This is a genomic window from Dactylosporangium sp. NPDC048998 (genome assembly GCF_043197855.1).
In the GTDB taxonomy this organism is placed as follows: Bacteria; Actinomycetota; Actinomycetes; order Mycobacteriales; family Micromonosporaceae; genus Dactylosporangium.
Window position 1 is genome coordinate 1 of the sequence record NZ_JBICTV010000051.1, and the last position, 13,074, is coordinate 13,074.

The window sequence follows — 13,074 nt, forward strand, 5'->3', positions numbered from 1 at the left end:
CGACCATCTTCGCCAGCAAGGGCTTGTCGTGACCTGCGGCGAGGCCGGATGCTCGCTCGATCCGGCGGCTCTGGTCTGACCCGCTATGCCCGATTTGCCGCCGGGCAGGGAGTTTACGTGTCGAAGGGGGGACTTGAACCCCCACGCCCTATACGGGCACTAGCACCTCAAGCTAGCGCGTCTGCCATTCCGCCACTTCGACCGGCTGGACCATTGTACGCGGTGTTTTCTGCCCCGCTCCAACGGCCTTGCGATAGATTACACGGTCTGGTGCGATCTTGACGAATCGGGGGGTCCGACACGTGGCGGCCCCGGTGCGAGGGCGCCGGGGGCCTGGTACCGCGGGTGGCCGGAGGGGGAGCCGGCCACCCCGGGTCTGTGTGGCCCTGGGGTTCGGGCCTCGGGCGTTCAAGATGCTGATGCCACCCGGGCCGATCGGCAGTGCCACGAAGATCTGCCGGCGCGGGAGTGCGACGGCGCCGGCAATGCCGACGAGCACCGCGATGATCCACAGGATGGTTGCCGTGCCGGTGCGGTGCCTCCTCAGAGGTCTTCTTCCCATGTCGTACGGCGGGAGAGGGCGTCCATCACCTTGTCCACGACGCCCAGGGCCGGGTCGACGATCTTGTTCAGGGGCGGGGTGGACGGGGTGCCCGGGTGCGGCCTGGTCGGCGCGGCGGAGCGGGCGATCTCGACGCGGTTGCCGAGCCGGACGAGCTCGCCGTCGGAGCAGCGCGCGCGCAGGGCCGGGAAGACCTCGGTCGCCGTGCGGTGCGTGTGCTGGCGGATGCGCTCCGCGACCGACTGCAGGGCCGCGCCGTCGGCGGTCGAGTGCAGCCGTCGCAGCGCCACGAGCAGGTCCGCGTCGGCGGCGAGCTCGCGTTCGGCGATGGCCGGGCCTTCCGGCAGTACCGAATGGACCGCTGGATAAAGGTATTGCTCCTCGGCCGACAGGTGCCGCGCCAGGGTCGCCACCAGGACGTCCGACGCGGCCGGCTCCGTCGCCGCGCGGGAGCAGAGCAGGTCGAGGCGGTCGTGCTCCTCCTCGAGCAGCTCGATCATGCTGCGCCCGGCCGGCTCGAGCTCGTCGTCGGTCACGCCCGGCACGGGCGGCAGCGGGGGGAGCGGGGCGGCACTCACCGTTGATCCTCCTCGATCGCGTGTGGTGACGCTCGGTTACCCGGCGGGCCGCTGCTTGAAACGACAGGTTACCCGCCAGTACGCTGTCATGCACAAGCTTCAATGGAAGGGGTCGCCATGTCCGTTACCTGGCGGGGGTCCGCCACCCTCGCCGCCCTCACAGCCGCCGTCATCACCGCCGCGCAGCTGGGTGCCGCCGCCCCGGCCGCCGCGGCCCCGGGCCCGCCGCCCGGCTCCATCGCCTCCATGGGCGACTCGATCTCCCGCGGCTTCAACGCCTGTGGATGGTTCGTCGACTGCACGAGCCGGTCGTTCAGCACCGGCAGCGACAGCGGCGTCAACAGCCACTACCTGCGCATCCGGGCCGTCAACCCGGCGATCGACGGACGTAACTACAACGACGCGAAGTCCGGCGCCAAGGTCGCCGACATGCCCGGGCAGGCCGCCGCCGCGGTGAGCCAGGGCGCGGCCTACGTGACGATCCTCATCGGCGCCAACGATGCCTGTACCTCCTCGGAGTCCTCGATGACCGCCGTCGCCGCGTTCCGGTCGTCGCTGGACACCGCCCTGGCGACCCTGAAGTCCGGGCTGCCGGCCGCGAAGGTCCTGCTCATCAGCATCCCCGACATCAAGCGGCTGTGGCAGGTCGGCAGCACCAGCTCGTCGGCGCGCACGGTCTGGTCGCTGTTCGGCATCTGCCAGTCGATGCTGGCCAACCCCGCCTCGACGGCGGCCGCCGACGCCGCGCGGCGCGACCGGGTGCGTCAGCGCGTGATCGACTTCAACGCGCAGCTGGCCGACGCCTGTGCCGCGTACGGCGCGAACTGCCAGTACGACGGCGGGGCCGTCTTCGGCTACCAGTTCCAGCTGTCACAGGTCTCCACCTGGGACTATTTCCACCCGAACGCCTCCGGACAGGCGGTTCTCGCCTCGATCAGCTACGCCGCCGGCTTCGGCTGGTGAATCCGAGCGTGGTCCGGCGGCTACGCTGTGTAGCAGTCGCCGGACCACCCGGGAAACTGTCGGTGCCGCCTGATATGACTTCACCATGGACGCCACCGACGAGGTCATCGAAATCTGCCGGGATCTGCTGCGCATCGACACCACCAACACCGGCGACCTCGACACGAGCGCCGGGGAGCGGGTGGCCGCCGAATACGTGGCGGAGAAGCTCGCCGAGGTCGGATTCCAGCCCGAGATCTACGAGAGCGAGCCGGGGCGGGCCAGTGTCGTCGCCCGGTTCGAGGGCACCGACCCGTCACGCGACGCGCTGCTGATCCACGGCCACCTCGATGTGGTGCCGGCCGACGCGTCCGAGTGGTCGGTGCACCCGTTCGGCGGCGAGCTCAAGGACGGCTACCTGTGGGGGCGCGGCGCCGTCGACATGAAGGACTTCGACGCGATGGTCCTGGCGTTGGTACGGCAGATGAAGCGCGAAGGCCGCAAGCCCCCGCGCGACGTCGTGCTGGCCTTCGTCGCCGACGAGGAGGCCGGCAGCACCTACGGCGCGCAGTATCTGGTGGACGAGCACCCGGCCTGCTTCGAGGGCGTCACCGAGGCGATCGGCGAGGTCGGCGGCTTCTCCGTGAGCATCGGCGGCGACCAGCGGCTCTACCTCGTCGAGACCGCGCAGAAGGGCATCGACTGGCTGCGCCTGCACGCCAAGGGCCGCCCCGGGCACGGCTCGATGATCAACGACGACAACGCGGTCACCGCCCTGGCCGAAGCGGTCGCGCGGGTCGGCCAGCACAAGTTCCCGATCGTGCTCACCCCGACGGTGCGCGCGTTCCTGGAGCAGGTCTCGCAGATCCTCGGCATCGAACTCGACCTCGACGACCCCGAGGGTGCCGTCGGCAAGATCGGCCCGATCGCGATGATCATCGGCGCCACCCTGCGCAACACCGCCAACCCAACCCGGCTCACCGCCGGGTACAAGGACAACGTCATTCCCGGCCGCGCCTCGGCGACCATCGACTGCCGCACCCTGCCGGGGCAGTCCGAGGTGTTCGAGGAGGAGTTGCGGCGCATCGTCGGGCCGGACATCGAGCTGGAGTACATCCACCGCCAGCCGGCCCTCGAGACCACGTTCGACGGGGCGCTGGTCGAGGCCATGTCGGCGGCGCTGCGGGCCGAGGACCCGGGCGCCGTGACCGTACCGTACATGCTCAGTGGCGGCACCGACGCCAAGCAGTTCGCCAAGCTCGGCATCCGCTGCTTCGGCTTCTCGCCCGTACGCCTTCCGGCCGATCTGAACTTCGGCGCGTTGTTCCATGGCATTGACGAGCGCGTTCCCGTGGAGGGACTACAGTTCGGCGTGCGAGTTCTCGACCGGTTCCTGCAGCAGTCCTGACCCAGCCAGACCCAGCCAGACCCAGCCAGACCCAGCCAGCGCTTCATCGATCTCAGGGGGAGTCCCATCATGACCGACCGGCACGCGGAGCTTGACGCCGCGCTCGAGCGCGTGACCGCGGCGGCCCGCGAGCACCTTGCCGCGGTCAAGGCCGCCAACGGGCGGGCCGACGACGACGAGGTGTGGCGCGCCTACGTGGAGCTCAACAACGCCTCCAACAGCTACGACGAGCTCCTGCTCGACGAGTTCGGCGAGGTCACCCCGTGGGACGTCGAGGCGATCGACCCGGAGGAGGCCGACCGCCAGTTCGGCGTCGGCATCGGCGGCGTCGACGGCACCGAGGCGGAGGACCCGCACCCGCAGGTCATCTCCGTCCGCCAGCGCCGCGACTACCGCGTACCGAGCGTCGCCGCCCTGCTCCGCCTCGCCGAGGCCGCCCGCCGCGCCAACCCGGGCGACGGCGACGGCGCCCCGGTTGAGACGGTCGGCGAGGCCGTCCTGGAGCTGATGCAGGCCGGTGACGGCTCGCTCGGCGCCCTGGACATCCCGGAGCTGGAGTCCCTCGACGGCGTGGTCATCGTCGCCGAGGTCGAGACCCCGCTGGACCCGGAGACGTACGAGGACAACGACGGCGCCGGCCCGTTCGCCCTGTCGGGGGCCGACCGCGTCGTGGACCGCCTCGACGAGCACGCTTTCGTCGACCTGGACGACGAGCTGGCCGAGGAAGAGGACGAGGCGGAGGCCGCCGACGGCCCCGGCCTGGGCGAGGCGGCGGAGCGCCGCTGACCCCGGCACGGCCCGGCCCGGGCCGCCACGGTCCCGGGCCGGCCGCCACCAGCACACCAGCCGCCACCAGCACACCGGCGCACCGGACTGCACGAGCGCACCGGACTGCACGGGCGCACCGGACTGCACGGGCGCGGCGGACTGCACGGGCGCGGCGGACGCACGGGCGGGGCGGACCGGGGCGCACTGAGCGCGCCGGACGCACGAGTGCATGGGCGCGCCGGACCGTACGGGCACGGACGGATGCACCGGGCGCGGCGGACACATGGGCGCGGCGGACACATGGGCGCGGCGGACACATGGGCGCGGCGGACGCTTCAGAGCGTCGACGCTTGACGCACCCCGCAGCCCGGGCGACACGCGGCCGGCGCCCCACGCGGCCGGCGCTGCGGGGCTGAGGCGTCGCGGGGCGGCCGAGTCGCTCGACGTGATGCTCACCCCGGAGCAGACGGCCCGGCTGGAGGCGCCGTACCGCTCCCGCGCACCGTTCGGCTACGCGTCAGCGGACAACGGCGAGCGCCAATGCAACCGGGCACATGCCGTGCGTCAGTGCATCGTGGTGCGCTGGGTGTCGAGGTACGCCTCGACGCGCTCCGGGACCGACGGGGCGCAGAACAGCGGACCCTGGGCGAGGCGGCAGCCCGCGGCCGCGATCGTGCGCTGCTCGTCGTCGTCGCGCACGCCGTCCACGGCCACGTCGACGCCCAGCTGGCGGGCCAGGTTCACCACGGCGGCGACGACGGCGGTGTCGGCGCCGGCGAAGGTGCGGCGGTCCACGCGTACCAGATCCAGGGGGAGGCGGCGCAGCAGGCTCAGCGACGTGGCCTGCACGCCGAAGCCGTCCAGGGCGGTTCGCGCCCCCAGCATGCGTACGGCGGTGAGGCGGTCGACCAGGTCGGGCAGCTCCGGGTCGGGGACGGTGAACTGGACGACCAGCAGCGAGGGCGGGAACCCGGCCGCGGCGAGCAGGTCGACGAAGCCGTCGTGGGCCAGCATGGCGGGCGAGACGGTGAAGGCCAGCCAGAGCGGGCGGCCGGCGGGGGCCGCGCCGCCCCACACGGCGAGCTGGCGGCCGGCGGCGGCCAGCAGCCATGCGCCCAGCTCGAGGTGCAGGCCGAGCTGGTCGGCGACCGGCAGGAACTCGGCGTCCTCGACCGCGCCCAGGCCGGCGCGGCGCCAGCGTGGGCGGGCCTCGACGCCCGCGACGCGGCCCGAGGGCAGCTCGACCACCGGCTGGAAGAGCAGGTCGAGCTCGCCGCGGGCCAGGGCGCCGGGCAGGTCCTGCTCGATCGTGAGGCGGCGGCGCAGCTGGGCGGTCGTCGCCTCGTCGTACCACTGCGGCGGCTGCGCCGGGCCGAGCTGCCGGGCGCGCTGCAGGGCGAGCTCGGCGCGGCTCAGCGCGCGGTCGGAGGGGCCCTCGCCGGCGACGTGCTCGGCGAGGCCGGCGGAGGCGGACAGGTGCGAGGCGACGCCGAGCACCGGGTAGGGGTCGGACAGCAGCGTGAGCAGCCGGCTCGCGGTCATCTGGGCGTGCACGGCGCCGCCGGCGGTGAGGACCGCGAACTGGTCACCGCTGAGGCGGGCGGCGAGCTCGCCGGGGCTCAGCGCGGCCCGCAGCCGGCGGACGGCCTCGACCAGGACGGCGTCGCCGACCTCGTGGCCGCGCAGCTGGTTGACGCTGCTCAGCCCGTCGAGGCCGAGGACGACGAGCACGCACGGCACGGTGCGTTCGGCCAGCAGGCGGCGCAGCTCGGCACGGTTGGCCAGGCCCGTGAGCTGATCGCTGCGCGCGACCTGGCGCAGGGCGTGCTCGAGCTGGCGGCGCTGGCTGATGTCCCGCACGTGCACCACCACGGCCCGCACGGACGGGTCGGCGCGCTGGTCGCTGACGCTCCACTCGGTGTCGCGCCAGACGCCGAAGCCGTCGCCGAGGCGGGCCTCGATGAGCGTGTCGCCGCCGCGCAGGGCCGCGCCGACGGCCTCGGCCTCGTCCGGGTGCACCCGGTCCAGCAGCGGGCGCCCGACGACGTCGGCGTCGGCGAGGCCGAGGCGGCGCGCGGCGGCCGGGGACTGCCAGCGCACGACGAGGGTGTCGTCGAGCATCATCGTCACGTCCGCGGAGCCGGCGACGAGGGCGCGGAAGCGGGCCTCGCGCTCGGCGAGCCAGCGCGCGTACTGCCGCACGTCGGCGACGGCGAGGGCCTCGCGCACCGCGAGGATGAGCACGCCGACGATGGCCAGCGCCGCCGAGAGCGCGTCGAAGCGGCCGGCGACGACGAGGTGGTAGGCGGCGGCGACGATCGCGGCCGCCAGCGGCAGGGCCAGCAGCGGATACCGGGCGAAGCTGCCGTCCGGGCTCGCGGTGCCGGGCGCCTCCGCGGTGCCGCGCGGTGGCAGCACGCGGCCGGCGAGCAGCGGCCCGGCCACGAGCGGCACGCCCGCCAGCGGGAGCCAGGCCGCGGACAGGTGGTAGTCGAGGATCAGGATCAGCGCGGTCTGCGCGACGATCGTGACCAGCACGCCCACGCCGCGCAGGACGGCGCCGGGCCGCATCGGGGCGGCGCGCATCGTGCCGACCACGGCCGCGCCGACGGCGACGCTCGCCACGAGCACCGCGGTGAGCCCGGCGCCCTTGAGCCCGGCCGCCTGGAAGACGACCAGCCAGGCGATGAAGAACAGCAGCACCCCGATGCCGACGCCGTCGAGCAGGCGACGAACCCGCCCGAGGTAGGTGGCCGGCTGCGCCGCCAGGTGGAACAGCCCGGCGAGGAACGTGCCGGCCACGAAGAACAGCCCGATCAGCGGCAGTTCGGCCGGCAGCGGCACGTCGGGGAACATCGCGTGCGGCGCGACGGCCAGGGCGACGCCGGCGGCGACGGTCGACACGCCGCAGAAGGCGAGACCGGCGCCGGCCGGGCGGTTCCAGGACGAGTCCGGGCCCCGGCGCAGCAACAGGCCGGCCGCCCGCGCGGCGGCGACCAGCCCCGCGACGGCGAGGGCGACGCCGGCCGGGATCAGCCCGGCGAGGGCCGTGATCAGCGCGGCGGCGCTGAGCGTAACGGAAACCGGCAGCACGGCGATTCTTTCCTCGGAGGGGTCGAGGCGAGTTTCGCGCAAGCGGGGCAACGCATCAAGCGGCGACGAGGTTGCGTTCCCCGAGCATCGCGCCGAACGCGGCCGCAAAAGCGGGCCGCACGCGGTTTCCCCGGGCCGCCCGCTGACGGCGCCGGCATGCTGAGGCCGGTCGGGGCCGGTTGAGGGCTACGTGCTGAGGCCGGGCAGCGTCTCGCTCGTGACGCGGCGGCGGAGCATCACCTGGCGGGTCCCGTCCGGGTAGAGCCGCACCCGGGCGAGCTCCCAGCCGCCGTATTCGGCCTGGATCGTCAGCTGTGCGTTAGCGGTCATCCGGTCGACATTCGACGGTAACCGCAGCGGCACGTATTCGTAGTCCATGACCCGATACTGCTACGCCGGTATCCGCTGCACCAGCCCTTCCGCGCCGGTGGCGTCCGACCCGCCGACGGCCAGCGCGCCGGTGGACGGGTCGACGGCGACCGCGACCGGCAGCCGCACGGTGGCGTGCCGGGCCACCTCGCGGGGGGTACCGCCGCTCAGGTCGAACCCGACGACCTCGTTACGTTGCGTGGCGGTCACCCACAACACCCTCCGGCCGGGGTCGTAGGCGAGCGCCCACGCGCCGCCCGGCACCGGGTACCGCTGCCGCAGCAGCAGCGGCCCGGTGTCGAAGACCAGCAGCTCGCCGTCGCGAGCGTCGATCACGGCGAACCGGCTCCTGCCGCCCGGCGCGCCGACGGCGGCGACCGCCACGGCGCCGTCGCCGGCCCGCAGCGCCTCCTGGCGGGCGCCGGTGGCCGCGTCGTACACGGTCAGGGACGACTGCCCGGCGTCAAGGACCGCGATGCGCTCGTCGTCGGCGGCCAGCGCCGACGGGCGGCCGCCGGTGTGCATGGTCCGGATCTCGGTCCCGGCGGAAGAGAGGATGATCACGTCGCCGCGGTCGGGGAGGGCCACGGCGGTCCAATCCGCCGCCCGCGGCACGGCGATCGCGCCGCCCGGCGCGGGCAGTGGCCAGGATGCCGGCGCGGTGGCGCTGGGCGGCAGGTCGAGCACGGCCGCGCCGGCCACCGCGCGGAAGCCGCCGCCGGCCACGGCGACCACGCCGCGGGGCGGCTCGGCGGCCGGGATCTCCGCGAGGCCGGTGGCGGGCTCGTGCAGTACAAGTGCGGATTTGTCCGAAATGACCGCCAGGCGTGCTCCGCCCGCGTCGAGCGCCACGCCCGCGGGCTTCGAGGGCACCGCCGAGATCGAGCCCGCGGGCGGCGCGGAGGCCGGTGGGGCCCAGGTCGGGGTCGGGACGGTGGCGTCGGGGTGACCGACAGGCGCGCCGGCGTCACACGCGGTGAGCAGCAGCAGGCCGGCCAGGGGGAACAGTCGGCGCAACATGATCCATCCAGGTTATGTCTGCCGTTCCGGATAGCCGGAGCTGGGCGCCGACACGTCGTCGAGCGCGGCCCGGATCTCGCGCGGCAGCACGATCTCCTCGGTCTGCAGCGCGCCGAGCAGTTGCCCGACGGTGCGGGCGCCGAGCACCGGCGCCACCACGCCCGGGCGGTCGCGCACCCACGCGAGGGCCACCTCGAGCGGCGACACGCCGAGCCCGCCGGCGGCGGTGGCGACCGCCTCGACGATGCCGGCGCACCGGTCGTCGAGGTAGGGCGCCACGAACCGCTCGAAGTGCGGCGACGCGGCGCGGGAGTCGGCGGGCACGCCGGTGCGGTACTTGCCGGTGAGCACCCCCCGCCCGAGCGGCGACCAGGGCAGGATGCCGATGCCCAGCGCCGCGCAGGCCGGCACCACCTCACGCTCGATGCCGCGCTCCAGCAGGGAGTACTCCACCTGCGTCGACACCAGCGGCGCCCGGCCCGGCCAGGCCGCCTGCCAGGTGGCGGCGCGGGCGGTCTGCCAGCCCGAGAAGTTCGACACGCCGGCGTAGCGGGCCCGGCCGCTGCTCACGGCGGTGTCGATCGCGGAGAGGGTCTCCTCCAGCGGCGTGTCGGGGTCGTACCCGTGCACCTGCCACAGGTCGACGTGGTCGGTCCCGAGCCGCTGCAGGGAGGTGTCCAGGGCGCGCAGGAGGTGGCCGCGGGAGCCGTCGCGGCGGCGGGCCATGCCCGGACGCAGGCCCGCCTTGGTGGCGATGACCAGCTCCTCCCGGGGTACCAGGCGGCCCACCAGGGCGCCGATGACGGACTCGGCCTCGCCGTCGGCGTAGACGTCCGCGGTGTCCAGCAGCGTGCCGCCGGCGTCGCGGAACGTCTTGAGCTGGGCGGCCGCGTCGTCGGCGTCGGTGTCACGGCCCCAGGTCATGGTGCCGAGGGCCAGCCGGGATACCGCCAGCCCGCTACGGCCGAGCGGTCGCTGCTGCATGCATGGAACGATACGGCCGGATGGCGCCTTCGTACGGTAGGCGTGCCCCGGGCTACCCTGGTGCCGCCCGTGCAGGGTCGCGCGGGGGACTCCTGGGAGGCAGTTGTGCGGCTCGCGTTGAACCTCGGTTACCTGTCGTCGTGGAACGACCCGGCCGGTCACCTGGCCGTCGCACAGGAGGCCGACCGCCTCGGTTTCTCCTGCGTATGGGTGGCGGAGGCGTACGGATCCGACGCCCCGTCGATGCTCGCCTGGATCGCCGGGCAGACCGAGCGGATCGAGCTGGGCTCCGCCGTGTTCCAGATCCCGGCCCGCACGCCCGCCATGGCGGCGATGACCGCGGCCACGATCGACAAGCTGTCGGGCGGCCGGTTCCGGCTCGGCCTCGGCGTGTCGGGGCCGCAGGTGTCCGAGGGCTGGCACGGGGTGCGGTTCGCCAAGCCGCTGGCGCGCACCCGGGAGTACGTCGACATCGTGAACCTGGCCCTGACCCGCAAGGTCGTCGAGTACGACGGCGAGTACTACCGGCTGCCCCTGCCCGACGGCCCCGGCAAGGCGCTGAAGTTGATCCTGCACCCGGTGCGCGACCGCGTTCCGGTGTATCTCGCCGCGGTCGGCCCGAAGAACCTCGAGCTTGCCGGAGAGATCGCCGACGGCTGGCTGTCGGTGTTCTTCGCGCCCGAGTTCGGCGAGGAAGCGCTCAGGCCGATCGCCGCGGGCCGGGCCAAGGCCGGCCGGACGCTCGACGGCTTCGAGGTGGCCGCCAGTGTACCGGTGGTGTTCGGCGACGACGTCGAAATGTGCGCCGAGCTGGTGCGGCACTACGCCGCCCTGTACGTCGGCGGCATGGGCTCGCGCGAGCAGAACTTCTACAATGCGTTGGCGACCCGGATGGGCTACGGCGACGCCGCGCGCGAGGTGCAGGATCTCTACCTGGCCAAGCGCCACCGGGATGCGGCGGCCGCCGTGCCGCTGGAGTTCATCGACCGCACCTCGCTGCTCGGCCCCGTCGAGCGCGTCGCCGAGCGGCTGCACGCGTACAAGGAGGCCGGCGTGACGGAGATCTCCACGCTCGTTTTCGGCGATGCCGAACACTCGATCGCGACCCTGCGCCAGCTCGCCGACGCCTGGTCGAAGGCGGGCCTGGAGGGGTGACCACCGTCTTGCTGCTGCGCCACGGCCGTACCGACACCAACGCCACCGGGATCCTCGCCGGGCACCAGCCGGTGGCGCTGGACGAGGTCGGCCGGGGGCAGGCCGTCGCCGTCGGCGAGCGCCTCGCCGCCGCCAAGCTGCCCCTCGCCGCCGTGGTCAGCAGCCCGCTGCCACGCTGCCGGGAGACCCTGGCCCTGGCCCTGCCCGACGTCGCCGACGTGATCGAGGACGACGCGATCATCGAGTGCCGCTACGGCGACTGGACCGGCCGCCCGCTCAAGGAGCTGGCCAAGGAGCCGCTGTGGGCGACCGTGCAGGCGCACCCGTCCGCCGCGGTGTTCCCCGGTGAGGACGGCGAGTCGATGGCCGCGATGTCGGCCCGCGCGATCGCCGCCGTCCGCGGCTGGGACGCGAAGATCGCGTTGTCGCACGGGCCGGAGGCGGTGTGGCTGGCGTGCAGCCACGGCGACATCATCAAGGCGATCGTCGCCGACGCCCTCGGCATGCACCTGGACCTGTTCCAGCGCATCGCGGTCGAACCGGCGTCGGTGACCGTGATCCGGTACACCCCGCTGCGCTCGTTCGTCCTGCGCCTCAACGACACCGGCGGCGACCTTTCGGCGTTCCAGCCCCCGGAGAAGCCCGAGGAGGAAATGTCGTCCGACGCCGCCGTAGGAGGCGGTTCGGGCGGTTCCGTGTGATCTTGTAGCCCGGCTGCGGCGGACGCCACCAAGAGTGGATAGAGTTTTGGGCATGAGCGGTTCGGAGCGGAGCGGCAGCTCGTGCTGCGGCCGGAGGGGAGCGGAGGTGACAGCATGAGCCACCACGTATACGCGTTCGAGCCGCCCGAGCGGTTCGTTGCCGGCACCGTAGGCGCGCCGGGGGAGCGGACCTTCTTCTTGCAGGCGCGCGGCGGCGGCCGGCTGATCAGCGTCGCCCTGGAAAAGGTACAGGTCTCCCTCCTGGCCGAGAAGCTCGAGGAGCTGCTGCAGGAGGCCCACCGCCGCTTCGGCGTCGACCTCGCCGCGGAGACGGTCGCCGAGACCGCCGACAACGAGCCCCTCGACACGCCGCTCGACGAGGAGTTCCGGGTCGGCACCCTCGGACTGCAGTTCGACGTCGACTCCGCGACGGTCGTGATCGAGGCGATCGCGGTCGGCGAGGAGGAGGCCGAGGAGCCCGACGAGGACGATGACGACGAGCTCGTCACCGCCGACCGGGACCGCCTGCGGGTCCGGCTGACGCCGGCGGCCACCCGCGCGTTCATCGAGCGGGCCAAGCGGGTCGTCGCGTCCGGTCGCCCGCCCTGCCCGCTGTGCGGGCAGCCGCTCGACGCCCGCGGGCACCTCTGTCCGCGGCACAACGGCTACCGCCGGTAGCGCGGCGTGCCGGCCCTGCCTGAGGACGAGGCGCTGGAACTGCTGCGCCACGGCGCGATGGAGCTGGAGGGCCGGCTCATGGACGCCTCCAACGCGACCCTGCGCTGTGTGATCACCCTGGGTGACACGGTGGCCCGGTGCGTCTACAAGCCGGTCAGCGGCGAGCGGCCGCTGTGGGACTTCCCCGACGGCACCCTCGCCGGCCGGGAATACGCCGCGTGGCTGCTGTCGCAGGCGACCGGCTGGGGCATCGTCCCGCCGACCGTCCTGCGCGACGGCCCCCTCGGCCCCGGCATGTGCCAGCTGTGGATCGACGACGAGCTGCAGAGCGACGAACCGCTGCTCGGGTTCGTTCCCGCCGGCCGGGTGCCGAAGCACTGGCGGCGGATCATGTCCGCCCGCGACGAGCGGGGCCGCCCGTTCGTCCTCGCCCACGCCGACGACCCGCGGCTGGCCCGGGTCGCCGTCTTCGACGCGATCGTGAACAACGCCGACCGCAAGGGCGGGCACGTGATCGACACCGTGGATGGGCACGTCCACGGTGTCGACCACGGCATCTGCTTCCACACCGAGGACAAGCTGCGCACGATCATCTGGGGCTGGGCCGGCGAGCCGATCCCGGATGAGGGCCTCGAGGTGCTGGAGAAGCTGCGGGCGCAGTATTCCGCCGGCCTCGCCGAGTCGCTGTCGGAGCACCTGACCCCGGCCGAGGTGGCGATGGTCTCGGTGCGCATCGCGGCGCTGCTGCGCTCGCGGTGCTTCCCCGAGCCCGACGAGGACCGCCACGCGATCCCCTGGCCCCCGATCTAGTCCCGA

At 73.6% G+C, this 13,074-nt stretch carries 12 protein-coding genes and 1 tRNA gene; 7 read left to right on the top strand and 6 right to left on the bottom strand.

Annotated features, from left to right (window positions below; translation table 11 throughout):
• Nucleotides 1–118 precede the first annotated feature (118 nt).
• Nucleotides 119–202, bottom strand: a tRNA-Leu gene (locus ACGFI8_RS44850).
• 341 nt (nt 203–543) lie between these two features.
• Nucleotides 544–1,140 (bottom strand): hemerythrin domain-containing protein, encoded by a 597-nt coding sequence (locus tag ACGFI8_RS44855; protein WP_392814433.1) that lies wholly within the window; start codon nt 1,138–1,140, stop codon nt 544–546.
• Nucleotides 1,141–1,257: 117 nt separating this feature from the next.
• Between ACGFI8_RS44855 and ACGFI8_RS44860 the strand changes: the two genes are divergently transcribed.
• From ACGFI8_RS44860 to ACGFI8_RS44870, 3 genes are all read left to right on the top strand, one after another.
• Nucleotides 1,258–2,103: an SGNH/GDSL hydrolase family protein gene (locus ACGFI8_RS44860; protein WP_392814436.1), complete on the top strand. Its 846-nt coding sequence runs from the start codon at nt 1,258–1,260 to the stop codon at nt 2,101–2,103.
• 85 nt (nt 2,104–2,188) lie between these two features.
• Nucleotides 2,189–3,490: a M20/M25/M40 family metallo-hydrolase gene (locus ACGFI8_RS44865; RefSeq protein ID WP_392814437.1), complete on the top strand. Its 1,302-nt coding sequence runs from the start codon at nt 2,189–2,191 to the stop codon at nt 3,488–3,490.
• Nucleotides 3,491–3,559: 69 nt separating this feature from the next.
• Nucleotides 3,560–4,276 (top strand): hypothetical protein, encoded by a 717-nt coding sequence (locus tag ACGFI8_RS44870; RefSeq protein ID WP_392814440.1) that lies wholly within the window; start codon nt 3,560–3,562, stop codon nt 4,274–4,276.
• A 546-nt stretch (nt 4,277–4,822) separates the two neighbouring features.
• Here ACGFI8_RS44870 and ACGFI8_RS44875 read toward each other — a convergent pair.
• The 4 genes from ACGFI8_RS44875 to ACGFI8_RS44890 all read right to left on the bottom strand — a co-directional run bounded on the left by ACGFI8_RS44875 (nt 4,823) and on the right by ACGFI8_RS44890 (nt 9,724).
• On the bottom strand, nt 4,823–7,393 hold the full coding sequence (locus ACGFI8_RS44875; RefSeq protein ID WP_392814442.1) for an EAL domain-containing protein: 2,571 nt from the start codon (nt 7,391–7,393) through the stop codon (nt 4,823–4,825).
• A 144-nt stretch (nt 7,394–7,537) separates the two neighbouring features.
• Nucleotides 7,538–7,729 carry a DUF5703 family protein gene (locus tag ACGFI8_RS44880; protein ID WP_350554007.1) on the bottom strand — a complete coding sequence of 64 codons (192 nt, stop codon included), beginning with the start codon at nt 7,727–7,729 and terminating at the stop codon, nt 7,538–7,540.
• Nucleotides 7,730–7,741: 12 nt separating this feature from the next.
• The gene (locus ACGFI8_RS44885) at nt 7,742–8,740 is read right to left on the bottom strand and encodes a YncE family protein (RefSeq protein ID WP_392814445.1); all 999 of its coding nucleotides are present in this window, start codon (nt 8,738–8,740) and stop codon (nt 7,742–7,744) included.
• Nucleotides 8,741–8,752: 12 nt separating this feature from the next.
• Entirely contained in the window at nt 8,753–9,724 is a 972-nt protein-coding gene (locus ACGFI8_RS44890; RefSeq protein WP_392814447.1) for an aldo/keto reductase, read from the bottom strand.
• Nucleotides 9,725–9,829: 105 nt separating this feature from the next.
• Here ACGFI8_RS44890 and ACGFI8_RS44895 point away from each other — a divergent pair, with 105 nt between their 5' ends.
• The 4 genes from ACGFI8_RS44895 to ACGFI8_RS44910 all read left to right on the top strand — a co-directional run bounded on the left by ACGFI8_RS44895 (nt 9,830) and on the right by ACGFI8_RS44910 (nt 13,068).
• Nucleotides 9,830–10,879, top strand: a complete 1,050-nt coding sequence (locus ACGFI8_RS44895; RefSeq protein ID WP_392814450.1) for an LLM class F420-dependent oxidoreductase — start codon at nt 9,830–9,832, stop codon at nt 10,877–10,879.
• A complete protein-coding gene (locus tag ACGFI8_RS44900) occupies nt 10,876–11,580 on the top strand; it encodes an MSMEG_4193 family putative phosphomutase (protein ID WP_392814452.1) in 705 nt (234 codons plus the stop codon). Before ACGFI8_RS44895 ends, ACGFI8_RS44900 begins: the two co-directional genes overlap by 4 nt.
• Before the next feature lie 114 nt (nt 11,581–11,694).
• Nucleotides 11,695–12,258 (top strand): DUF3090 domain-containing protein, encoded by a 564-nt coding sequence (locus ACGFI8_RS44905; RefSeq protein ID WP_392814454.1) that lies wholly within the window; start codon nt 11,695–11,697, stop codon nt 12,256–12,258.
• A gap of 6 nt (nt 12,259–12,264) precedes the next feature.
• A complete protein-coding gene (locus ACGFI8_RS44910; protein WP_392814456.1) occupies nt 12,265–13,068 on the top strand; it encodes an SCO1664 family protein in 804 nt (267 codons plus the stop codon).
• Nucleotides 13,069–13,074 lie beyond the last annotated feature (6 nt).